The 21,291-nt window shown below is 57.6% G+C and carries 24 protein-coding genes; 9 read left to right on the top strand and 15 right to left on the bottom strand.

What is annotated here, in order from left to right; genetic code table 11:
* Positions 1-153: 153 nt before the first annotated feature.
* Positions 154-1,083 (top strand): histone deacetylase family protein, encoded by a 930-nt coding sequence (locus VIN96_RS15325; protein ID WP_331897361.1) that lies wholly within the window; start codon positions 154-156, stop codon positions 1,081-1,083.
* An 85-nt stretch (positions 1,084-1,168) separates the two neighbouring features.
* Here VIN96_RS15325 and VIN96_RS15320 read toward each other — a convergent pair whose 3' ends face one another.
* The 3 genes from VIN96_RS15320 to petA are packed head-to-tail and all read right to left on the bottom strand — an operon-like array spanning position 1,169 to position 3,810.
* The gene (locus VIN96_RS15320; protein WP_331897359.1) at positions 1,169-2,005 is read right to left on the bottom strand and encodes a cytochrome c1; all 837 of its coding nucleotides are present in this window, start codon (positions 2,003-2,005) and stop codon (positions 1,169-1,171) included.
* A gap of 3 nt (positions 2,006-2,008) precedes the next feature.
* Complete coding sequence (locus VIN96_RS15315; protein ID WP_331897357.1) at positions 2,009-3,253, bottom strand: cytochrome b/b6; 1,245 nt, start codon at positions 3,251-3,253, stop codon at positions 2,009-2,011.
* A gap of 8 nt (positions 3,254-3,261) precedes the next feature.
* Positions 3,262-3,810: a ubiquinol-cytochrome c reductase iron-sulfur subunit gene (gene petA / locus VIN96_RS15310; RefSeq protein WP_331897355.1), complete on the bottom strand. Its 549-nt coding sequence runs from the start codon at positions 3,808-3,810 to the stop codon at positions 3,262-3,264.
* A 281-nt stretch (positions 3,811-4,091) separates the two neighbouring features.
* On the opposite strand from petA, the gene VIN96_RS15305 reads away from it, so the two are divergent.
* Complete coding sequence (locus VIN96_RS15305) at positions 4,092-4,547, top strand: tRNA (cytidine(34)-2'-O)-methyltransferase (RefSeq protein WP_331897353.1); 456 nt, start codon at positions 4,092-4,094, stop codon at positions 4,545-4,547.
* 84 nt (positions 4,548-4,631) lie between these two features.
* On the opposite strand, the gene VIN96_RS15300 is transcribed toward VIN96_RS15305, so the two are convergent.
* The 12 genes from VIN96_RS15300 to VIN96_RS15245 form a co-directional block, all read right to left on the bottom strand.
* Positions 4,632-5,672 (bottom strand): hypothetical protein, encoded by a 1,041-nt coding sequence (locus VIN96_RS15300; protein ID WP_331897351.1) that lies wholly within the window; start codon positions 5,670-5,672, stop codon positions 4,632-4,634.
* 2 nt (positions 5,673-5,674) lie between these two features.
* Entirely contained in the window at positions 5,675-6,280 is a 606-nt protein-coding gene (locus VIN96_RS15295; RefSeq protein ID WP_331897349.1) for a cytochrome c, read from the bottom strand.
* Positions 6,277-6,831: a DUF3341 domain-containing protein gene (locus VIN96_RS15290; protein ID WP_331897347.1), complete on the bottom strand. Its 555-nt coding sequence runs from the start codon at positions 6,829-6,831 to the stop codon at positions 6,277-6,279. Before VIN96_RS15290 ends, VIN96_RS15295 begins: the two co-directional genes overlap by 4 nt.
* Position 6,832: 1 nt before the next feature.
* The gene (gene nrfD, locus VIN96_RS15285) at positions 6,833-8,299 is read right to left on the bottom strand and encodes an NrfD/PsrC family molybdoenzyme membrane anchor subunit (RefSeq protein WP_331897346.1); all 1,467 of its coding nucleotides are present in this window, start codon (positions 8,297-8,299) and stop codon (positions 6,833-6,835) included.
* A 3-nt stretch (positions 8,300-8,302) separates the two neighbouring features.
* Entirely contained in the window at positions 8,303-9,163 is an 861-nt protein-coding gene (locus VIN96_RS15280; RefSeq protein WP_331897345.1) for a 4Fe-4S dicluster domain-containing protein, read from the bottom strand.
* Between the two features lie 2 nt (positions 9,164-9,165).
* Positions 9,166-11,325 carry a molybdopterin dinucleotide binding domain-containing protein gene (locus tag VIN96_RS15275; protein WP_331897343.1) on the bottom strand — a complete coding sequence of 720 codons (2,160 nt, stop codon included), beginning with the start codon at positions 11,323-11,325 and terminating at the stop codon, positions 9,166-9,168.
* A gap of 16 nt (positions 11,326-11,341) precedes the next feature.
* On the bottom strand, positions 11,342-11,995 hold the full coding sequence (locus VIN96_RS15270) for a cytochrome c3 family protein (protein ID WP_331897341.1): 654 nt from the start codon (positions 11,993-11,995) through the stop codon (positions 11,342-11,344).
* A 499-nt stretch (positions 11,996-12,494) separates the two neighbouring features.
* The gene (locus VIN96_RS15265) at positions 12,495-13,712 is read right to left on the bottom strand and encodes a CCA tRNA nucleotidyltransferase (protein WP_331897339.1); all 1,218 of its coding nucleotides are present in this window, start codon (positions 13,710-13,712) and stop codon (positions 12,495-12,497) included.
* 85 nt (positions 13,713-13,797) lie between these two features.
* A complete protein-coding gene (locus VIN96_RS15260) occupies positions 13,798-14,127 on the bottom strand; it encodes a hypothetical protein (RefSeq protein ID WP_331897337.1) in 330 nt (109 codons plus the stop codon).
* A 51-nt stretch (positions 14,128-14,178) separates the two neighbouring features.
* Positions 14,179-14,811, bottom strand: a complete 633-nt coding sequence (locus VIN96_RS15255) for a CoA pyrophosphatase (RefSeq protein ID WP_331897803.1) — start codon at positions 14,809-14,811, stop codon at positions 14,179-14,181.
* A gap of 27 nt (positions 14,812-14,838) precedes the next feature.
* Positions 14,839-15,423, bottom strand: coding sequence for a DUF1285 domain-containing protein (locus tag VIN96_RS15250; protein ID WP_331897335.1), 585 nt, complete (start codon positions 15,421-15,423; stop codon positions 14,839-14,841).
* A 118-nt stretch (positions 15,424-15,541) separates the two neighbouring features.
* The gene (locus VIN96_RS15245) at positions 15,542-16,459 is read right to left on the bottom strand and encodes a LysR family transcriptional regulator (protein ID WP_331897333.1); all 918 of its coding nucleotides are present in this window, start codon (positions 16,457-16,459) and stop codon (positions 15,542-15,544) included.
* 112 nt (positions 16,460-16,571) lie between these two features.
* On the opposite strand from VIN96_RS15245, the gene wrbA reads away from it, so the two are divergent.
* The 7 genes from wrbA (at position 16,572) to VIN96_RS15210 (ending at position 21,218) form a co-directional block, all read left to right on the top strand.
* Positions 16,572-17,174 carry an NAD(P)H:quinone oxidoreductase gene (gene wrbA / locus VIN96_RS15240; protein ID WP_331897332.1) on the top strand — a complete coding sequence of 201 codons (603 nt, stop codon included), beginning with the start codon at positions 16,572-16,574 and terminating at the stop codon, positions 17,172-17,174.
* An 18-nt stretch (positions 17,175-17,192) separates the two neighbouring features.
* Positions 17,193-17,897 (top strand): pirin family protein, encoded by a 705-nt coding sequence (locus VIN96_RS15235; protein ID WP_331897330.1) that lies wholly within the window; start codon positions 17,193-17,195, stop codon positions 17,895-17,897.
* A gap of 88 nt (positions 17,898-17,985) precedes the next feature.
* Positions 17,986-18,405 (top strand): OsmC family protein, encoded by a 420-nt coding sequence (locus tag VIN96_RS15230; RefSeq protein ID WP_331897328.1) that lies wholly within the window; start codon positions 17,986-17,988, stop codon positions 18,403-18,405.
* The gene (locus VIN96_RS15225) at positions 18,377-19,099 is read left to right on the top strand and encodes a hypothetical protein (protein ID WP_331897326.1); all 723 of its coding nucleotides are present in this window, start codon (positions 18,377-18,379) and stop codon (positions 19,097-19,099) included. The genes VIN96_RS15230 and VIN96_RS15225 overlap by 29 nt, the downstream gene beginning before the upstream one ends.
* Positions 19,100-19,183: 84 nt before the next feature.
* On the top strand, positions 19,184-19,555 hold the full coding sequence (locus VIN96_RS15220; RefSeq protein ID WP_331897324.1) for a hypothetical protein: 372 nt from the start codon (positions 19,184-19,186) through the stop codon (positions 19,553-19,555).
* A 286-nt stretch (positions 19,556-19,841) separates the two neighbouring features.
* Positions 19,842-20,570: a c-type cytochrome gene (locus VIN96_RS15215; protein WP_331897322.1), complete on the top strand. Its 729-nt coding sequence runs from the start codon at positions 19,842-19,844 to the stop codon at positions 20,568-20,570.
* A gap of 78 nt (positions 20,571-20,648) precedes the next feature.
* Positions 20,649-21,218 carry a NapC/NirT family cytochrome c gene (locus VIN96_RS15210; RefSeq protein ID WP_331897320.1) on the top strand — a complete coding sequence of 190 codons (570 nt, stop codon included), beginning with the start codon at positions 20,649-20,651 and terminating at the stop codon, positions 21,216-21,218.
* Positions 21,219-21,291: the final 73 nt, after the last annotated feature.

The following is a 21,291-nucleotide window of genomic DNA, read 5'->3' as shown; positions in this document are numbered from 1 at the left end:
GTCACCTAATGCTGTGGCCCTGCGCCGTGCGGCAAGGGGGGTATGCTCCAGTATAGCACATGCTGCACTGCAACATAGGGTTTGTGACGTCATGCGATAGACGATAGAATCAGAACCTATGCAGCGGCAATGCCGCCCACAAGGATCATCTTCATGGCGACTGTTCTTTATCAACCTCCGGCATGCTTAAACCACGACACGGGGGACGATCACCCGGAACACCCGTTGCGCCACCGCGCCATCGCGTCGGTGTTGGAGAACGAGCGCTATTCCGACCTGGTCCGCGCCCAGGCGAAGAAGGCGACACGCGCCCAGCTCGAACGAGTGCATTCGTCAGCGCACATCGACTATATTTTAAGCTGTGCGCCGCAATCGGGGGTCGCGTATTTGGATTCGGACACAGCCATTTCGACGGGCAGTGTGGAAGCGGCGCTTTTCGCGGCGGGGGCGGCGTGCGAAGCCGTCGATGATGTGATGAACGGTTTGGCGCGCAATGCCTTTTGCGCCATTCGCCCCCCAGGCCATCATGCCGAGCCAAACCAGGCGATGGGTTTTTGTCTGTTCAACAACGCCGCCATCGCTGCCGCGCACGCACGCCATGAACATGGCCTGACCCGCATCGCGATCGTCGATTTCGACGTTCATCACGGCAACGGCAGTCAGGCATTTTGTGAAAACGATCCGCATTATTTTTATGCCTCGTCGCACCAATATCCATGTTGGCCGGATACGGGCTTGGAAAGCGAAACCGGGATCGACGGCAACGTCGTGAATGCGACGCTCGCCCCCGGTGCGGGCTCGGACGAATTCAGAGCCGCATGGTCGGCGCGCATTTTACCCAAGCTGGCGCGGTTTCATCCCGAACTGCTGATCGTCTCCGCCGGTTTCGATGCTCACGAAAGCGACCCTCAGGCGCATTTACGCCTTCAGACCGGCGATTTCGCCTGGATCACGGCGGAACTGGTCGGACTCGCCAATCAATGCTGTCAGGGCAAGGTGGTGTCGGTTTTGGAAGGCGGCTATGACCTGCGCGCGCTTGCCGCCAGCGTCGGCGTCCACGTTCATATTCTGATGACCGAATAGGTTTTCATGGCTTAGCCAGTTAGAGCGGCAAAGAAAAACCCCCGCTCGCGAGAGCGGGGGTTTTGCATGAGCGCAAGAGCGAGGCTTAGCCCGGCATTTTGTGCTTGTCCAGATCCTTCTGGTACTGGTCCACATACGGGCCGTGGGTGTATTCGTCCAGGCAGATGCGGTTCCAGATGCGGCGCTTGAGTGCATAGAGCATGGCCGTGAGCACGATCAAGTACAACAGCACTTTGATGCCCAGGGATTTACGCTCTTCCAACTCGGGCTCGGCCGCCCAGGCGAGGAAGTTGACGATGTACTTGGCTTCGGTATCCAGATCCACCGACGTGCCGTCGGGGAATTCCACGGTTTCGCCGTACAGCGGCGCAGCCATGAAGATCTGGTGACCGGGGAAGTACTCGTTGTAGTGCGTGCCTTCGGCCATGGTGACGTGCTCGGGAGCTTCATCCTTGTAGCCCACGAGCAGGCTGTAGATGTAGTCCGGGCCGCCGACGCGCGCCTTGGTGATCACCGACAGATCCGGCGGGTAAGCGCCACCGTTGGCGAAGCGAGAAGCCTTTTCGTTGGGGAACGGCGACACGAAACGGTCCGAGAGGCGTGCGGGACGCATGAACATCTCGCCTTCCTCGTTGGGGCCGTCTTGCACTTCGTAGTTCGCCGCCAATTCCTTGGCTTCGTCTTCCGTCCAACCGATGTCGACTAGGTTGCGGTACGACATCAGGTTCATGGAATGACAGGCATTGCAGACTTCGAAGAAAATCTGCCCACCCTTTTTGATCGCTTCGCGATCAAAGGTGCCGAAGATGCCTTCGAAGGACCAGTTCACATCAATGGGTTTGACCATGTTGCCTGCGGCGTATGCCACGTTGGAAACGGCCAGGCTGACGCCCATTGCAGCAGTGATGAGAAGTTTACGCATGGATTAGTCCTCCTTCGCGCGGCATTTTTTCGCCACTTCTTCGTAGATGCTGCTGGGAAGCGGTTTGGGCTTCTCAAGCTTGCCGACCAGCGGCAACAACACCATGAAGTGGAAGAAGTAGTAGAACGTCGCAATGCGACCCCAGTACGTCATGGACATGCCAAGCAGTTCTTCGTCCGGCGATTTGGCACCGACATAGCCTAGCAGGATGCAGTTCAGCACGAAGATCCAGAACAACTGCCTGAAGATCGGACGGAAGGTCGCGGAGCGAACCTTGGAGGTGTCCAACCACGGCAGAACGTAGAGGATCAACACACCTGCGAACATCACCACGACACCGCCCAGTTTGTCCGGGATTGCGCGCAAGATCGCGTAGAACGGCAGGAAGTACCATTCCGGAACGATGTGCGGCGGGGTCACCATCGGGTTGGCCGGGATGTAGTTGTCCGCTTCGCCGAAGAAGTTCGGGTAGAAGAACACGAAGAACAGGAAGAAGATCATGAACAGACCCAACCCGTACAGATCCTTGATCGTGTAGAACGGGTGGAACGGCATCATGTCCTGCGGGGTTTTGATGTCGATGCCCAACGGGTTGGACGACTTGTGAACGTGCAACGCCCACAGGTGGACCACAACCAACATCACCAGGATCATCGGCAGCAGGTAGTGCCACACGAAGAAACGGTTGATGGTCGGAACGTCGACCGAGAAACCACCCCAGATCCAGGTCACGATGTAATCGCCGACCAGCGGGATCGCGGAGAACAGGTTGGTGATAACCGTCGCGCCCCAGAAGCTCATCTGGCCCCAGGGAAGCACGTAGCCCATGAAGGCGGTGGCCATCATTGCGACGTAAATGGTCACGCCGACCATCCACAGGATTTCGCGGGGTGCCTTGTAGGAACCGAAGTACAGGCCGCGGAACATGTGAATGTAGACGACGATGAAGAACATCGACGCGCCGTTCATATGCAGATAGCGCAGCAGCCAACCGTAGTTGACGTCGCGAACGATGCGTTCCACGCTGGCGAACGCCACATCGGCGTGCGGCTGATAGTTCATCGCCAGGAAGATGCCCGTGACCAGCATAATCACCAAGATGATGCCGGCGATGGAACCGTAGTTCCACCAGTAGTTCAGGTTCTTCGGCGTGGGATACGCGATGACGTTATGATCGGCGTAGCTGAAAATCGGCAGCCGGTCGTCGATCCATTGAACCAAGCGGTTCGAGCTTTGAGTACGTTTCATAGCCGGCCTCACCCAATCACAATCATCGTGTCGTCCGTAAAGGCATACGGCGGCACGGGCAGGTTAAACGGCGCCGGACCCTTGCGGATGCGGCCGGAGGTGTCGTAGTGCGAACCGTGACACGGGCAGTACCAACCGCCGAAGTCGCCACGGGTGTCGCCGATACCCTGGCCCGACGGGATGCAGCCCAAGTGCGTGCAAACGCCGACGGTCACAAGCCATTCGGGCTTTTGAACGCGGTCTGCATCGGCTTGGGGATCGCGAAGTTCGCCCAGATCGACACTTTCGGCAGCTTGAATTTCTTCCGCCGTACGATGGCGAATGAAAACCGGCTTGCCGCGCCACATGGCGGTGATGGCCATGCCTTCTTCGATGGCGGACAAGTCCACCTCGGTCGAGGCCAGTGCCAACACGTCTTTGGCGGGGTTGATGGAATGGATGAACGGCCAAGCCGCAGCGGCAACGCCAGCTACGCCGAGGACGGTGGTGGAAATCAGAAGAAAGTCACGACGATCGCCGTCCATTTCCTCAGGATTATTCGTGGGGTTATCCGTCATGATGACGCCTTTCCTGACCTTGGTCACAGGCTCTACGCACAGGTAGCGGCGGACCGCTTGTTTTCAGGGTTTCGAAGCCTATTCGATGCCCTTGGACCGCATATGCGCCGTCCTTACAGCCGTCCTGCCAAACGCAAAACTGGGGCGGCCCACAATTGTAGGCCGTCCGAGTCCGGGAACGGTATATAAGAAATCCACACTAGAAAAAAGGAAAAAAATTAATGCTTTCTAATATAATAACTTTGCGGGTGCGAAATAGAATGGATCAAAGCTGAAAAATCATGAACTTAGCCTTATTTCAACCGGATATTCCGCAAAACACCGGCACGCTACTGCGGACCTGCGCGTGCTTGAAGGTGGGCGCGGATATCGTTGAGCCGTGCGGTTTTGTGTTTTCTGACCGCCATTTGAAGCGCTCGGCCATGGATTATTTGGACCTCGCCCAAGTCACGCGCCACGTTTCGTGGGATACCTTTCGCGCCAAACGTCAAGTCGAAGAGGGGCGGCGGCTGGTGCTGCTGACCACCAAAGGGGCCGTTCGGTACACGGATTTCCGTTTTCAGCCCAGCGACGTGCTGCTGCTGGGCTCTGAAAGTGCAGGCGTGCCCGACGACGTTCACGCCGCCGTGGACGCCCGCGTCACCATCCCCATGGCCGTTGGGGCGCGATCGCTGAACATCGCCGTGGCGGCGGCGATGGTGCTGGGCGAGGCGTTGCGGCAAACCGACGGCCTGTAGAACACATAAAAAAAAGGAGGAGACCTTTTACAGTCCCCTCCTTTCTCGCCCTCCCCAAACAGGGCGCTCCCCAAACTTGCGGTTTTAGGCTTCGTGGCGGATCAGCCACCAATTCATCAACGCCCACGCCACCGCCAGCCAACTGATGCCCATGATTCCGACCGTAACGGCCAGATCGAAGGCATTGGACAGCGGGATGTGGTAGAGGTCGCTGGCGACGGAACCTGAAATCCACACGTAGCGTTCGATCCACGTGCCGAGGATCACGCTAAAGCCCATCAGCATGATGATGAACGGATTGTGGCGGTTGCGTTTGAACAAGAACACGCAAAACGGAATGACGAATTTCAGGATCAAGAACACCACGCCGATGAGCAGGTAGCCTTCGTCGATCATGCGCCAATAGCGTTCCATGTCGTTGGGCAGACGCCCGTACCACATGACCAGATACTGGGTGTAATAGAAGTAGACCCACATGATGCTCATGGCGAGGATGAACTGGGCCATGTAGTTGAAGATCTTGGGCTCGAACGGGCGGGTCAAGCGGTCCGATCGGTCGAGGAAATACAGCATCATGGCGAAGAATCCGAGGAAGCCATGAAACGCGCTTTGGAACTGATACGCGCCGTAACTGGCCGAATGCCAGCCCGGCTGCAAGGTCATTTCAAAATCCCACGCCACCATGGTGCCGTAGATGACGTACGCAAACGGCATCAGCACCGCCAAGGTGTTGAAACGCGCCGGGCGGTGTTGCTCGGGTTGCGCTTCGGCCAGATACTGGCAGCGGATCGCCGCGACGCTGAGCCCGGCGACGATCAAAAAGCCGATGACTTCACGTGCGACCAAAAAACGGTAATTGTGCCAGCCGCCCAAATGCGCGCCCGTTTCGTGAGCGTATTTCAGCCACGGAAAGGTCATTTCGCCGTTGGCCAGCAATATGATCAACAGCACGAACGCGATGGGAAACAGCGCTGTGCAGGTTCCGGCGAGAAAGCCCACTTGGCGGCGCCAGCGGGTCGCGCCCGCCAGATGCAAGATCACCGGAAAGATCGCGCCACCCAGGGCCAGATAGAGCACAACCAGGAAATTCGTGGTCAGAACCGACCAGCTGCCGAAATCATCCATGATCAGTTCTCCCCTTGGGTCGGTTCTTCGGCGTCTTCGGGCAGCGGGCCTGCGGCCACGGCGTCCGCGCGGAGCTGGTGTTTGACGTAGTTGACGACGTGCCAGCGCTCGTCGACGCTGAGATCATTGGACCCGCGGGCTTCGTCGTTTTGATCGCCGGCCCGCCCATAAGGCGGCATCACCGCGCTGCCGAACGTGATGGTGCCGAATATCCAACCTTCCGTAAGCTCGCTTTGCACGTAGTCGTCGGTCAGGTCGTTGGCGGGCATGCCGCGTTTGACGACTTCGCTTTCCGCCCGTCCGCTCAGGCCGTGACACGCCGCGCAGTAGATCTGGAACAGAACCTTGCCGGTTTTCAGCGACCCCGGCGTTGGTGAATGGGGGTTTTTCAAATCAGTCGTGGCTTCGCGGTCTTCCCACGCGGCCGACGGAATGCCGGTTACGGGCACCGAACGGGCCGGGAACGGCGTGATCTTTTCTTGGGGCTTGATCGAGCTCTGGTTCATCATGTCGTTGGACCACGGCCATGCCTGGGCGTCGGCGGTGCTCAACGCGACCGCAACGCACGTGAAGGCGACACTATATAAAGTGCGAAGGGGCAAGTTCATGCGATGGACTCCTCGTGCACTTCGATGACGTTGTGTTTGGTGAACAGGTCCTTCAAAGGTTGCTCCTGCTCGTCGGCGACCTCGATGACGATGCCGATCTGGTCCACCGTGATGGCGGTGTCGTAAAGACCTTGGCGCCGGCGCATCAGCTTGGCGCCGATGATGAAGCCCGCCAATGTCGACAGCACGCCGAACAAGATCATCATTTCGTAGGCCAACACGATGTTGGACGGAATGGTGATGATCGGCTTGCCGCCCGAGGGTTGCGCCAGGAAGTTGGCCTGCGCGCTGGCGAGGAACAAAAAGCCGAACACCAAACCGAACAGGCTGCCCCAAAAGGCGAACTTGGGCACGTTGCTCGGACGCTCACCCAACACGTCTTCGATTTCCGGGTGTTCGATGGGCGACTTCAAGGTCACGTCGTCGACGGTTAGTCCCGGGACTTTGTAGCGGCGGATGTCGGCGATTACCTCGAAGGCTTCGTCGAAGTCGCCGAACAGGCCCAGTACGCGCTTGGTTTTGATGCGAAGCGTTTTGTGATGGTTGGCCATGTCATGCCCCTCCCGTGCTTTGCGGTGCGGGCACGCCGTTCGGCGCGGGGCCCGGCACGCCGGAATGAAGTTCCATCATTTCGTCGACGTCTTCATAGACGGTGCGTTTGCGGTGATAGACCATCTCCTTGACTTCATACATGGACACCGACGGGAACACTTTGACGAACACCAAAAACAGCATGCCGAACCAGCCGAAGCTGCCGCCGACCATGGCCCATTCGACCCAGCCCGGCCACATGATGTTGAACGCTTGCGGGTGATAGCCCATCGACAGGGTCGGCGTGACGATCATCCACCGTTCCAACCACATGCCGACGTTGAGAAACACCGAGACGAAGAACAGCACATACATGTTGCGCCGGACCCACTGGCTGAGCAGCGCGAACGGCAACACCGAGCCGAACACCATCATGCCCCAGAAGAACGGCGAATACGGGCCGGTGGCCTTGGCGATCAAAACTTCCTTGGAAGGAATGTCGTGGCCGTACCAGACGGATGCGAATTCGACCAAGTTCAAGTACGTCCACACCATGGCGATGACGAAGGTCAGTTTGCAGACCTTGTCGAGGATCGGGAAGGTCATGAAGTGTTCGAACTTGAAGAAGTAGCGCAACAAGATGAACAGCGTGATGATCGCCGCACAGCCCGAATACAGCGCGCCCGCGACGAAGTAGGGTGGGAATGTGGTAACGTGCCAGCCGGGCATGATCGACATGGAAAAGTCCATCGACACGATCGAATGCACCGACACCGCCAACGGGATCAGTAGGCACGCGATCATCAAATAAGTGAAGCGGAAGTTGCGCCATTGCGCATCATCGCCACGCCAGCCAAGCGACAGCCAGGTATAGAGCTTTTTACGCCAGCCCTTGGCGTTGTCGCGGCAAATCGCCAGATCGGGGATCATGCCGATGTACAAAAATAGCACCGAACTGGTCAGATAGGCCGTGATGGCGAAGGCGTCCCAAATCAGCGGCGAGCGGAAGTTTGGCCACAATCCGCGATCGGACATGTAGGGCATCACCCAATAGAAGTTCCACACCCGGCCCAAATGGATGACCGGAAAGATGCCCGCCGTCAGCAACGAAAACGTGGTCATGGCTTCGGCGAAACGGTAGATCGGCTTGCGCCAATCGGCGTGAACCAGATGCAAGATCGCCGACAGCAAAGTGCCCGAGTGGCTCATGCCGATCCAAAACACGAAGGTCGAGATATACAGATCCCACATGTGCGAGGTGTTGAGCGCGGCGTCACCCATACCGAACATGTATTGGTGGACCTCGGCGTAGATCATCACGCTGAACAACGCGACTGATATGAACATCGCGACCCAATAGCCGCGGCGCGGATTTTCCATCGAGCGCAAGACGTCGGCGTTGATCTTCGCCCATTCGATGTTTTCATCGATGTCTTTTGTTTGCTCTTGGGTCAGGTGCTTGTGAGCGAGGCTTTGTTGTGCGGACATTCCTTAGACCTCCCTGACGCGTTCGAGATAGAGAACCTTGGTGTCGACGTTGAGCTCTTCGAAAATGCGATAACCGCGCAGCTCAGGGTTCTCTTTGTCTTGTTTGTAGGTGCCCAATTTGACTTGGTGATTTTTCCACACCTTGGAGATGGCGCTGTCTTCATCCAGCAAGTCGCCGAACAAGATGGCGGAGGTCGGACAGGTCTGCTGACAGGCGGTCTGGATGTCGCCGTCTTTGAGCTCACGTCCTTCGCGCTTGGCGGTGTCGCGCGCCGCGCGGGTGCGCTGCAAGCACATGGAACATTTTTCCATCACGCCTTTCGAACGTACCGACAGGTCGGGATTGAGTTGTTGGTCCATCGGCGCGGGCCAGCTTTCAGCATTGTCGTAGAAATTGAAATATCGTACCCGGAACGGACAGTTGTTGGCGCAGTACCGCGAACCGATACAACGGTTGTAGACCTGAGCGTTGAGACCATCGACCGTGTGATAGGTGGCGCCCACCGGACACACCGGCTCGCACGGCGCAGCGTTGCAATGCTGGCACATCATCGGCAGGAACGACGCGCCCCGCGATTGGGTGTCTGCGTCGGTTGTGGCCTCTGTTTTGTCGAGGTCGGGTTCGTCAAAATAACGCTCAATCCGCATCCAGTGCATCGCTTGGCGCGCGCCGAATTTATCTTCACCGACCACGGCAAGATTGTTTTCCGCATAGCACGCCGTCGAACACGCGTTGCAGCCGGTGCACAGGTCCAGGTCGATGACCATGGCGTACATGTGTTCGTATTCGTGGTGACCGCCTTCCTCGACGCCTTTGGAATAGTCGGTCCAGCCTTTGAAGATGTTTCCCAGAAGCGATGGCATGATCAGGCACTCCCCTGGTTGTTGGTCTGGTTGCGGCGATGCTGATCTGCGGAAATGGTTACCGCGAGCTTGCGCCCATATTGTTGATCGACGTCCATCAAGCGCACCAGATGACGATTGTCGCCGGTGGCTTGGACGCGTACGGATGCGGTGGCGAGGAACTCGCCGGTGCGGACATCCTGAGTTCCGTCCAGAACGCTCAAAGGATTGACGCCGATCCCGGTGGCGTAGCGGCCATAATGTGTGTGGCCGCGTCCCATCGGCACGGCGATGGCGTCGGGATGGACGCCCTTATATAAAAACACCCGGGTGGTGATGGCCCCGGCGGACGAGGTGATGGTGATGTAATCTCCATCCTTCAATCCCAAACCGGCGGCGGTTTTGGGATGGATCTCTGCCCAACTGTCCCACACCGCCTTGGAAATCTGATCGGGTGCTTCCTGCAGCCACGGTAGGTTGGCGTGGCGGCCGTCGTACAGGCCTTGTCGCGCGGTGGTGATCAGCGTCAGTTGCCCGGCGCTTGGCGCTTGGGTGTCGGCGATCTGAATATTCAAGGCGCCGTTGGCGGTGAACGCGCGCTCACCGGACGGGGCTTGAACTTTACCGGCCTGCAAAACGGCCTGCCATGCGGTTTCCTGGTCGGTGCCGATCAGCGCGCTGACGGCGGTGCGCAGATAACCGTAATAATCTTCGAAATCCGCAAGGCCATCCGCGCCCGCGTCTTGCGCCAGGCCGAGCAAGATGTCGCCAAGACCCAAGGTCTCGGGATGCAGCTTTTCCATCAATGGCTGTTGCACATGAATCTCGCCACGTCCCGCACCGCTGCTGGGGACATGAGTGCCCCAATCTTCCAGCGGCGAGGCCAGCGGCAACACCACGTCGCAAAGTTGCGTGGTTTCGTCTTCGAACATCGAAACCCCAATTTTGAGCGGGATGTTCGCCAACGCGTCTTTGATTTTCAGGCCGCCAGAAGCGGTGAACGCTGGGTTTGCCCCGGTGATGAAAACGCTGTCAATGCGCCCGGCCAGCGCATCGGCGGCGAAGTCGGCCAAGGCTTTGGTCGAGCCGTTGCGCATCGCGAGGTCCGCTGGGACCAGGTCCACGCCGGGGGTGATGGTTGCGCCAATGTTGCCGAGCATCATATTCAACGCCATTGCTGCGGCGGCCGTTTCATAGCGGCCGTCGCCGATCACCAAGGATGGGCTGTTGCTCATCAACGTGGCGGCGATTTTCGAAAGCGTTTGGGCTTCGACGCCGGAAAGCTCCATGACGCGGTCCGGTGTCATGTTGGCGATGGCGTCCGCCGCGCCGGATGGCAAAGCGGACGTAGAGACGCCGTATTCACTGGCAAGTGTATAGGCTACGCCCAATGCGACGGCGGCTTCCGATCCCGGCCGTGCCGCGACCCAATGGTCGGCGTTTGCGCCGCTTAAGGTCATGGCGGGTTCGATCACGGTCAGAACGCCGCGCGGCGCTGAGCGAAAGGCGCCGTAATCGGCCATGAACTTGACCGGCGATATCCATGTGCCTAAGAAGTCCGCGCCGAACGACAAAACCGAATTGGCTTTGTCGATGTGCAGCTCGGGCCGGGCGTCGCCGATGGTGTCGGCGCATGCCGCTTGCCAGGCTTGGGCGTTGACGGTTTCGACGGCGTAGTGCTTTCCACCGCCGTCGCGGGCGTGCAGGTGGGTGTCGAGCAAGACCGCCTGATGGCCGCTGATTGCGCCGGTCAGCCACGCCGTCGCGCCGCCGCTTTTGCTTTGAATATGGGCCAGGGCTTCGGGCCAGGTAACCTCTTGGTCGCCGATGCGTGGCTTAGTGATGCGATCGGGATTGTAATGGGTTTGCAGGGCGGCTTGGCCCATTTGACAGAGCTTACCCTTGTTTAGAGCGGTGTCCGGATTGCCTTCGAGTTTAAGCGCGCGGCCTTCGCGCACGCGGCCGTGCACACCGCATCCGGCGGGGCATTGCAGGCAGGTCGACGCGTACCAAACGCCGATACCGGGGACCACGTATTCTTCGGGGGCGAGATAGGAAAAGACCTGTTCTTCGCCTTCTTCCAATGTGGCGTACGAGGGGCGGTCGCATCCCGCTAGCGCTGCGCCCGCACCGCCGAGGCCGAGCACTTTCAGGAAGCTTCTGCGATCAATTTTTGTCGGCATGATCTCTCACCTTTCCTTACTTGTGGCAGCGGGTGCAATCCGCCGGGCCATCGTTGTTTTCGTGACAGGTATTGCAAAATCCCATGGTCAATGGGCGCATCTTCTTCGCCACGCCGACCTCGACCATATCGCCGTGGCACATGGCGCAGACTTCGCGGGAGTCCTGGATGTTCATGTCGGGGTTGTCGAACAGGAATTTTTGTAGGTGGCGTTCGTGGCTGAAGTGCACGAAGTCCGGCATGTCGTTGACCTTGTTCCACGCCGGGCTTTGGCCGCTTTCCCACATGGCGGACAGCTTGGCGATTTCCGGCTTATCATCCGCCGTTGCGACGGCGGTGTGACAACCCATGCACTTTGAGGTCGGGGGGATGCCTGCGACTTTGGAGCGGCGGGCGTAGGTGTGGCAGTACAGACAATTGATGCCCAAGTCGCCCGCATGCAGCTTATGCGAATAGTTGATCGGTTGGGCGATGTCCTTACCGGCGAAGGTGTCGGTGGGGAAAACCGCGTTCGGCACCCGCGGTCCGCTTTCGGTCATGGGGCTTTCGCCGCCACGACGTTCATGTTCCAGCATCTGCCCACCCAGCACGATCAATGCGCCGACCACGCCGACCGCCATGATGGTGCGGATCCAAGGGAAGGGGCTGCGCTTTCGGCGGTCTGGTGACATAGGCTTTCGCTCCCTCTTGCTTCATGGTGCAAACATACCCAACCGGGCCCAATCGGGTGTGTCGTGCGGGCAAGTCACATTAGAATGCCTTAATATTACAACTAAGTAATATTAGTATTATCCATGTATTAGTTAGATCTCATTTAAATAATAATCAGTAATTATAAATACAATAAAAAGTACATGTTGCGCTACTACAAGGTCGTGGGGGTTGGTGCTACCCAAAAAGGCGGCATAAAATGCTGCGACTGCACAAAATATTATATTTTTATTATATTCGGCGTGCAGTTTTTAGATGCCTGAAAAACGGCTCGACACCGCCACTGGAAGCATGATTGAGTGTAAATACACGGATTAAATTCAACGCCAAAAAATGCTGCAACTGCTAAAAACACCACCCTTGAGGTGTGGTTTTGGAAAAATCGGAAAACGTGCTCTGTGCCCCGGCGGGTGGCTCGGTGGGCAAGTTTGCGAGAACGGCGGGAACGGAAACCGGCCCTTACGGGTGGGGTTCGAGCAATTCGCTCAGTTTGTTCAGACAGGCCGTGCGGTCGGGACGGAAGTCGCGTTCCCGCCACCACGCTTCGACTTGCTTGAGCAAGCGTCCAACATCCGGACCATGGGCGACGCCCCTGTCCAGGACATCGCGGCCTTTCAACGGGAAGGCAGGCAAATGGCTGTCGCGTGCGGTTTCAATCAGGCGTCGCCAGCTTTCCGTCCGCGCAGGCGGAAGGTGAGCTTCCAAGGCCAATTCCCCCGACCAACTGAGCAACGCGCGATCGACGACTATGTTTGCGCCAACCTTGGCACAGGCTAGACGCACGTCTTTGTCGCTCATGTCGACATGGATGATGGGGGTGGGCGCACATATGGCGATGAGATGCTTGCGTTCACGGTTGGAAAATTTCAAACGCTCACTGAGAGCGACAAGCTCGTCCGGTGTCAGTTCAGGTTTGACAAGCGCGGCCAGTCGGCGAACCGGATCGACGTCGATGTCGTCGAATTTCACCGCGCGTTCCAAAAGCCACGCCAGCATGCGCAGCCGGCCGACGTCTCCGGCCTCGGGCAAAATGAAAGGCAAAACCTTTTCACCGCGCATCAAGGTGATGGTGTCGGCGGGATTGGGCGCCATGAGGATGCGAAAGAGTTCGCCGCGCACGCGTTCACCGGACAGTTCCGGCAGGCGGTAGGCCAGCTTGCGGCACGCACGCAACGCCGCAAGATTGATCGGCGGTTTGCCGTATTGGGCATAAAATCGAAAAAACCGCAGCAACCGCAAGACGTCTTCGTTGATGCGCTGTTCGGCTTCGCCGACGAAGCGCACCCAGCCGTTACCCAGGTGCTCCAGACCTTCATATGGATCGTAGACGTTGCCGTGCTCGTCGCAGGACATGGCGTTGATGGTGAAGTCGCGCCGTGCCGCGTCTTGGGTCCAATCGTCGGTGAACGCGACTTTGGCGTGGCGGCCGTAATTCTCCACATCGACGCGTAGGGTGGTGATTTCGAAGTGTTGGGTGCCAACCACGGCGGTGATGGTGCCGTGTTTTAGGCCGGTTGGAATGGCGCGGATGTCGGCGTCTTCGAGAATTTCCAGGACTCGTTCCGGTTCCTCGGGGGTGGCGATGTCGATGTCTTTGGCTGGGCGTTTCAGCACCGCATCGCGCACGCACCCGCCGATGAAACGCGCTTCGGCACCGGCAGCGTGAAAGGCGGACATCACGGCGCGCGTTTCCGGCGCTGTCATCCAAGGCTGTGGGGCGATGAGTCCGGTTGGTTCCAAAGATGCAGCCTTTGCTCGGGTCTTACTTCGATTTGGGCACGTATTGGCCGGGTACGATGGTGTCGCCTTGCATACGGGGCGGCTGGTAGACGCTGTCCGGCGCGTTTTTGGGGCCAAAGAAGACCGAGATGACCAGTCCCACGATCATCAAAACCACGCCCGCCAAAATGAGCCTGAACCAGGGCGTTTTGATATCGTAGTCGGCGGGATCGGTGTGGTCACCCTCGACGCCTTCGGCCTGTGCTTGGGCGCGATGGCGTTCGACTTGTTTGCGCACCCACAGCGTCCAGGCGAAATACAATACCGTCGGCAGGATCAACGGTAAAATATAGGTTAGAAATATGCGAACCATGGGTTCCCCTCGTCAGGTTTGAGACCTTTGCTGTGGTTGCCTCAAGGCTTATCAGGTCGGGCTTGTTTCGTCTATGGGGGGTGTTAGAGGTCTGCCGCTCAGGGTCCGGTACAGATCGACGATCATGCCCGCCGTCGCGCCCCATATGAAATAGCCGCGATATGGCATGGCGTAAAAGAATCGTTTAATGCCTTCGAATTCACGCTCATGGCGTTGATGGTTGGCGGGATCCATCAAAAAGTCCAAGGGAACTTCGAACACCTCGGCCACTTCATGAGGGTCGGGGGTGAGGTCGAACGGCGGCTCGATCATCGCCACCACGGGTGTAACCTCGAAGCCGGTGCGGGTGATGTAAGTATCGAGCGTTCCGATGATTTCGATATGCGTTGCGGGCAGGCCGATTTCTTCTTCGGTTTCGCGAAGCGCGGCGGCGACGGCATCGTCGTCGTGGTGTTCAATGTGGCCGCCGGGAAAACTGACTTGGCCGGGGTGATGTTCCAAGTGGTCGGTGCGCCGGGTCAGCAGAACGGTCAGGCCGTCGCCATGGTCGACCAGGCCGACCAGAACGGCGGCGGGTCGTAGCGGCGGGTCGGGACGAAAACCGGGATTGAGGTCGTGATCGCCGCGTTCGTGGGAGGGAGTGGAGTTGGAAAGGCGCTGGGTGATCCAATCGCGCTCAAGCATAATCGTCAAGGCGTCGGCTTCCCTCGCTCACGCGTCGGTGTCTTGCAACGAGCCGAGCGGGAAAAAGGAACACGAACTCCAGACACCGAAAATTTCTTCATCACCAAAATCCATGATCACGCCGAGATCGACGAGATCATAGTATACCGCGCGTTCGATGCGTGCGTCGATGTTTCCGGGCATCACCACGTAAGGGGTCATTTCGCCGGTCAATGGGCTGGGCTTCATGAGGATCGGGCAATCTTCCGAAACGGTCACCGAGATGTCTACGTTGGTGCAAAATTCGATGGTTTGGTCTTCGCCTTGGTTCTTGGTCGACATGTGGGTGATGACAAAAGGCGCGTCCTCGACGTCGATGCGTCCCATCTCGGTCGGGGAGACCAGCCAATACACGCCGTCTTTTGCGCGCATCAAAAGCGATGCGAACAAGCCGACCATCACTTTTCGTCCGATCGGGGAGCCGTTGTAATACCACTTTCCGGCGCGATCGATGCGGATATCCAGCTCGCCACAATAGTTTCGGCCGTTCAAGGGAACCGGCAGGTCTACCTGTGGCGTTTCGATTTGCGTTGCCCTGGAAATTGAAAAATCGTCCGGTTCGTGGTTGCCCATAACGTCAATGATGCCCCTTCATCACAGTCCTTCTTCGCGAATCCCCAGCACCACCTCACATATAGGCACGTACTCAGCGGGAAGAAAGGGAAAAGATCGGGCGTTTATCATCATATGATCAGTCGTCTTGCGCTAGTGCGCTCCAATGTGGGGTATGGCGAAACCACTCAACCAGAAAATCGATGAACGCCCGCACTTTCGGCGAAAGATTCTTGTTCGATGGATAGAGTGCATAAACGCTGAGCGGGTCGTCGTTAAAGCTCTCCAAAGCCGTTTCCAGCGTACCTTGGCTGAGTTCCTTGCTGACGATGTACGAGGGGCCATAGAAAATCCCCACCCCTTGCATCGCGGCGGATCGGATCACCACGTCGTTGTTGGTGGTCAAGTTGCCGCCGATTTTAATGTGGATGAGCTTGCCCGCATCGCGAAACGACCACTCGCCAGGGGTGCTCAAATACGCATATATAACGCCTTTGTGATGCCGCAGATCTTTAGGGTGGGATGGTTTTCCGTGTTTTTGCCAATAGCTCGGCGCGGCGCACAAGGTCATGGTCACTGGTGCGATGCGCCGCGCGATGAGGGTTGAATCTTGCAAACGGGAAATACGGATCACCGCGTCGAAACCCTCATCGACAAGGTTGACCAGCCGGTCTGAAAAATCGATGTCCAGATGGATCAACGGATAGCGCTCGATGAACGCCGCCAAGGCTTCGGACAGATGCATCGCACCGAAAGTGTGCGGGGCGCTGATACGCAGCCGCCCACGCGGTTCCGCGCCGAGTGGTGATACGGCGTCTTCGGCATCTGTCACGTCCTCAAGGATGCGCCGTGCGCGCTCGGTATAGACGCGGCCTTCGTCGGTCAGGTTCAGCTTGCGGGTGGTCCGGTGCAGCAAGCGTACCCGCAAATGGTCTTCCAAGGCCGCCACTTGTTTCGAGACGGTGGCCTTGGTGGTGTTTAATTCGTGTGCCGCCTGAGAAAAGCTACCCATATCTACAGTGGCGACAAAAGCCCGCATGGCGGAAAGAATGTCCATAAGTACTGTTTCCTTATTCGAAACAGTATTGTTCAAAATAGCATAATTGTCTACCTGTTGAGGGTCTCATATCGTGAGGGCACAGATCACCCCCTGACATGGAGATTTAGCGATGAATAAGATTTTGGTCGTGTACCACAGCTCTTACGGACATATCGAAACGATGGCTTCAGCCATCGCCGAAGGCGCCAAAAGCGTCGAGGGCGTCGAGGTTACGCTGAAGCGCATCCCGGAATTGATGACGGACGATGCGATGGCGGCGGCAGGAATGAAAATCGAGCAGGCGGCAGAGTTGGCGACGCCTGACGAGTTGGCCGATTACGACGGCATCATTTTCGGTACGCCGACGCGTTTTGGCAACATGTCGGCGCAAATGCGCAGTTTTCTCGACCAAACCGGTGGCCTGTGGATGAAGGGTGCGTTGATCGGCAAGGTCGGTTCGGTGTTTACCTCCAGCGCAGTTCAGCACGCAGGCCAGGAAACCACCATCACGTCTTTCCATACCACTTTGCTGCATCATGGCATGGTGGTCGCCGGGGTGCCGTTTTCGGTGGCTGAACTCTCCAACACCGATGAAATGTCGGGCGGCACGCCTTACGGCGCAAGCACCATCGCCAAGGGCGACGGCAGCCGAACCCCGTCGCAAAACGAATTGGCTATTGCCCACGCCCAGGGCGCGCATGTGGCGCAACTGGCGGTGAAGCTTGCCGCATAAACCGCGAAGGAGATGGATATGATCAAGGTGACGCCTTTCGAAGACTTCGGTCATCAAGACCATGGCTGGCTGAAGGCCTGTCATCACTTCAGCTTCGCCGATTATTACGATCCCGACCGCATGGGCTTTGGGCCCTTGCGGGTGTGGAACGACGATCACATCAAGGCCGGCACGGGATTTCCCACCCATCCCCACCGGGACATGGAAATCGTCACCTATGTGCGGCGCGGCGCGGTCAGTCACGAAGATAGCCTCGGCAATCGTGGCCGCACCGCCGCCGGACAGGTCCAGGTGATGAGCGCCGGCACCGGCATTCGTCATGCCGAGTTCAATCTCGAAGGCGAAGATCTGGATCTGTTTCAGGTGTGGGTCGAACCCGACGAGATCGGACACCAGCCGCGCTGGGACACCCGCACCTTCGATCGCGACCGCGTCAGCGACGGGTTCGTGACGCTGGTGTCGGGCCGCCATGGACGTGAGCACGAGGACGCGCTGTTCATCCATCAAGACGCGGCGTTTCTGGCGGCGGTGATGGACACGGGGGAAACCTACGAGGTGTCGCTCGAACCCGGACGACGGGCATACGTGGTGCCCGCGCGCGGTGAAATCGAAATCAATGGCGTGCGTGTGCCGGAACGCGGATCGGCGGCGATCAACCAAGAAACGGCATTGAAGATCACGGCGTTGAGCGCTGCGGAAGTGGTGATGTTCGACCTGCCTTGAGACAATCGTCCGTCACACAATAATCAACCCCAAGGGCGTGTGGATTTGCTATGGTGAAGTCTGGTTTGAGATTCACTGAGGAATTCACATGAAGGCAGAAGTCAAGTGGTTGGGCGGGCGTGCATTCGAAGGTACGCCCGATAGCGGCCACAGCGTGATTATGGATAGCTCGCCCGATTTCGGCGGTCAGGATCGCGGCATCCGGCCCATGGAAATGTTGATGGTGGGCATGGGCGGGTGCACCTCCATCGACGTGATGAACATCTTGGAAAAGTCTCGCCAGGACGTCACTGCTTGCGTTGCGGAAATCACCGCCGAACGCGCCGATACGGAACCCAAGGTGTTCGTGCGCATGCATGTGCACTTCAAGGTCACCGGTCGTGGCCTCGACCCGCAGCGCGTGCAGCGCGCGATCTCGCTGTCGGCGGAAAAGTACTGCTCGGCGTCCATCATGCTCGGGAAAACAGCGGAGATCACTCATGACTTTGAAATCATCGAAGCCGATTAAACTCGCGCTCGGCTTGCTGGTCACCGGTGCTGTTGCAGGTTTGGTGTCGGCTTGCGCCTCGCAAGGAACCACCGACAATCCGGTGATGGGTAAACTCAGCTGGTTTTCCTATATGGAAGGCGGCGACATTCGCGCCACGTGTGGCCCCGGTGCGGCGAACCGATATCGCTTGGTCTATAACGGCGTCTATACGGAACAGGTCCGTACCTATGAGTGGGGCGCGGCGGATCAGCGTTTGAACGTCGGCGTGACCGAGGCCGTGGATATCACCCAAGGCAGTGTTGGCACATTCAACGATTTGCTCAATCCATGGCGGGCGAAAACCGCCAGCCGGACTTTGAGCGACGCAGACGCCACCCGCGTCGTATCGGCGCTCGAACGCGACGGTGTGTTCGGTCCACCCGCCGTGGGCACCGAGTTGTCGTCGAAGGGGTTCTTTTGGACCGTCGCAAGCTGTCACGACGGCGCCTATCGCTTCACCGCCGTAGCATGGCCTTCGCCGTCCTGGGACGCGATGACGTTCGACGACGTGGTGTTCGATCTCGACCCATCCCCCATAGCGGTCAATCCGCCACGCAAAACCGACACCCGCCGCGACACCAAACGCGGTCGATACGGTCATGTGATCGAAAACGAATTTCACACCAAAGTCGGTGAAAACGGATTGTTTGGCGTTATCAGTTTGGGGCAATGACGGAAACAACAGCGATTGCGATGGGCACGCAGGATCGCTAGAGTGATAAAGGACAATGAAACCATTTGGTTAGGGGGATGCTAAATGCCTTATGTGATGCGTAACGCCGAAGGGCGGATCATCGCCGTTTTGAGCGAAGAGGTCGAAGGCAGCGAAATGGTCGGGTCCAACGACCCGGAACTCGGGCGTTTCCTGTCCGCCGATAGTCCCGAACAACGTGCGCAACGCGAATTGATGGAATCGGATCTTGGCCTGATCCGTGTCATCGAAGATTTGATCAACGTGCTGATCGAACGCGGTGTGATCATGTTCAACGATTTCCCCGAACCGGTGCAGCGCAAGCTGTTGGCGCGTAGCGGTCTGCGCAAAGAGTTTTCCTATGTCGACGATTTGTTCAACGCCGACGACAATACGTTTTTGCCGCCGCCCGACGAGGATGGCGAAGGTTTCCTGTAAACATAACGGCCCTTTTCGAGTAGCGAGTTGTTCACGGAAAATCCATTATAAGTAGAGCGGTCCAGTTAATCGTATAAATAAGAGTTGATTGCGGGCGATAAATACAATATTATTTTGTTGATTTCTGAGGGAGAGGTTAGCGTCATCGTTAATCGTGGAATCGACCCGACAGTTTCGGGATAGAAAGGCGCCGCTTCGGCGGATTTGGGCCTTACGCATTGCATGTTTGCGTGCGGGGGGGAGTTTGAATTTTGGGCGTATCACGCCCGAATTAGGGGAGTTCACCATGTTTAAGAAAGTTATGACGACAGCCGTTCTGTCGTGCGCTGCGGCTGCGTTCATGATTGTCGCCATGCCGGTGTCTAAGGCCACGGCAGAAGACGCATCGTCCATCGCACGCGGCGGTTTGCTGTACGATAAGTGGTACAAGGTGATCGGGGCAAAAAAACCGGAAGGCACGCACAAAGCATGGCCGGCTTCGAACACCAAAAAATCCGGTGATGTCACCTGGCGTTGCAAATCGTGCCACGGTTGGGATTTGAAGGGCAAAGACGGCGCATACGCCAAAGGCTCTTACCTCACCGGCATCAAAGGGTTGGAAGGCATGGCCAATGCCGACCCGGCGAAGATCGTCGCCATCATTAAGGATGACACCCATGGCATGGGTGGCATGATGGCGGATCAGGATTACATGGATCTGGCCAACTTCGTCAGCAAGGGTCAGTTCGACATGCGCGACTATATCGACTATGCGACCAAAGGGGTCAAAGGCGATGCAGCTCAAGGTGCTGCGATCTACAACACCGTTTGCGCCAAATGTCACGGCGAAGACGGTACCTTGCCCAAGGAAATGGAAGAAACCGTTGGCGAATTGAGCAGCGGCAATCCTTGGGAAATCATGCAGAAGATCATGAACGGTCAACCGGCGGAAACCATGCCGGCCATGCGGGCCTTTGGTCCGAAAGTGGCGGCGGACATTCTCGCCTATGGCGTCACGCTTCCGAAAACGAAGTGATTTTCAGAACTCCCCCTTGCTTTCGGGCAAGGGGGAGTTTCTTTTTCGAATGCGGGCATCCATTCAGGTGAGCGATCAATGATACGTAAGTTTTGGCAGTGGTTATGGAGCCCGTCGCGACGGTTCTCCATTGGCCTTATTTTTATCGTCGGCGGTTTCGGTGGGGTGATTTTCTGGGGGGGCTTCAACACCTTCATGGAATACACCAACACCATGGAGTTTTGTATTTCCTGTCATGAAATGCATGACAACGTGTACCTGGAATACAAACAGACCGTGCACTATTCCAACCCATCGGGCGTGCGCGCGATCTGTTCCGACTGCCACGTGCCCAAGCCGTGGGGGGCCAAGTTGTGGCGCAAGATCAAGGCCAGCAACGAGCTCTATCACAAGCTACTCGGAACCATCGACACGCCGGAGAAATTCAACGCCAACCGCCTGGCCATGGCCGAACGGGTGTGGGCGGAAATGAAAGCCAACAATTCGCGCGAATGCCGCAATTGTCACAGCTTCGAAGCGATGCACTGGGAAAAACAGCGCCGTCGTTCCAGTGAAAAAATGCAAGAAGGTATAAAGAACGGCGAAACCTGCATCGACTGCCACAAAGGCGTCGCGCACAAACGCCCCAAGCGCGAACGCGACGATTAAGCGGTCGGCTTGGCAAAGAAAAACGGGGGCTCGAAACCGAGCCCCCGTTTTATTTGTGGGTTGTTCTTATTCC

The sequence above is a fragment of the Magnetovibrio sp. genome, from assembly GCF_036568125.1.
Lineage (GTDB): Bacteria > Pseudomonadota > Alphaproteobacteria > Rhodospirillales > Magnetovibrionaceae > Magnetovibrio.
Note: the sequence above shows the minus strand (reverse complement) of the source record. Positions and strands in the feature narration are given on the sequence as shown.

Coding starts and splice junctions, on each gene's coding strand:
- VIN96_RS15325 (WP_331897361.1), top strand. CDS start 154: ATGGCGACTGTTCTTTATCAACCTCCGGCATGCTTAAACCACGACACG.
- VIN96_RS15320 (WP_331897359.1), bottom strand. CDS start 2,005: ATGCGTAAACTTCTCATCACTGCTGCAATGGGCGTCAGCCTGGCCGTT.
- VIN96_RS15315 (WP_331897357.1), bottom strand. CDS start 3,253: ATGAAACGTACTCAAAGCTCGAACCGCTTGGTTCAATGGATCGACGAC.
- petA (WP_331897355.1), bottom strand. CDS start 3,810: ATGACGGATAACCCCACGAATAATCCTGAGGAAATGGACGGCGATCGT.
- VIN96_RS15305 (WP_331897353.1), top strand. CDS start 4,092: ATGAACTTAGCCTTATTTCAACCGGATATTCCGCAAAACACCGGCACG.
- VIN96_RS15300 (WP_331897351.1), bottom strand. CDS start 5,672: ATGGATGATTTCGGCAGCTGGTCGGTTCTGACCACGAATTTCCTGGTT.
- VIN96_RS15295 (WP_331897349.1), bottom strand. CDS start 6,280: ATGAACTTGCCCCTTCGCACTTTATATAGTGTCGCCTTCACGTGCGTT.
- VIN96_RS15290 (WP_331897347.1), bottom strand. CDS start 6,831: ATGGCCAACCATCACAAAACGCTTCGCATCAAAACCAAGCGCGTACTG.
- nrfD (WP_331897346.1), bottom strand. CDS start 8,299: ATGTCCGCACAACAAAGCCTCGCTCACAAGCACCTGACCCAAGAGCAA.
- VIN96_RS15280 (WP_331897345.1), bottom strand. CDS start 9,163: ATGCCATCGCTTCTGGGAAACATCTTCAAAGGCTGGACCGACTATTCC.
- VIN96_RS15275 (WP_331897343.1), bottom strand. CDS start 11,325: ATGCCGACAAAAATTGATCGCAGAAGCTTCCTGAAAGTGCTCGGCCTC.
- VIN96_RS15270 (WP_331897341.1), bottom strand. CDS start 11,995: ATGTCACCAGACCGCCGAAAGCGCAGCCCCTTCCCTTGGATCCGCACC.
- VIN96_RS15265 (WP_331897339.1), bottom strand. CDS start 13,712: ATGTCCGCCTTTCACGCTGCCGGTGCCGAAGCGCGTTTCATCGGCGGG.
- VIN96_RS15260 (WP_331897337.1), bottom strand. CDS start 14,127: ATGGTTCGCATATTTCTAACCTATATTTTACCGTTGATCCTGCCGACG.
- VIN96_RS15255 (WP_331897803.1), bottom strand. CDS start 14,811: ATGCTTGAGCGCGATTGGATCACCCAGCGCCTTTCCAACTCCACTCCC.
- VIN96_RS15250 (WP_331897335.1), bottom strand. CDS start 15,423: ATGGGCAACCACGAACCGGACGATTTTTCAATTTCCAGGGCAACGCAA.
- VIN96_RS15245 (WP_331897333.1), bottom strand. CDS start 16,459: ATGGACATTCTTTCCGCCATGCGGGCTTTTGTCGCCACTGTAGATATG.
- wrbA (WP_331897332.1), top strand. CDS start 16,572: ATGAATAAGATTTTGGTCGTGTACCACAGCTCTTACGGACATATCGAA.
- VIN96_RS15235 (WP_331897330.1), top strand. CDS start 17,193: ATGATCAAGGTGACGCCTTTCGAAGACTTCGGTCATCAAGACCATGGC.
- VIN96_RS15230 (WP_331897328.1), top strand. CDS start 17,986: ATGAAGGCAGAAGTCAAGTGGTTGGGCGGGCGTGCATTCGAAGGTACG.
- VIN96_RS15225 (WP_331897326.1), top strand. CDS start 18,377: ATGACTTTGAAATCATCGAAGCCGATTAAACTCGCGCTCGGCTTGCTG.
- VIN96_RS15220 (WP_331897324.1), top strand. CDS start 19,184: ATGCCTTATGTGATGCGTAACGCCGAAGGGCGGATCATCGCCGTTTTG.
- VIN96_RS15215 (WP_331897322.1), top strand. CDS start 19,842: ATGTTTAAGAAAGTTATGACGACAGCCGTTCTGTCGTGCGCTGCGGCT.
- VIN96_RS15210 (WP_331897320.1), top strand. CDS start 20,649: ATGATACGTAAGTTTTGGCAGTGGTTATGGAGCCCGTCGCGACGGTTC.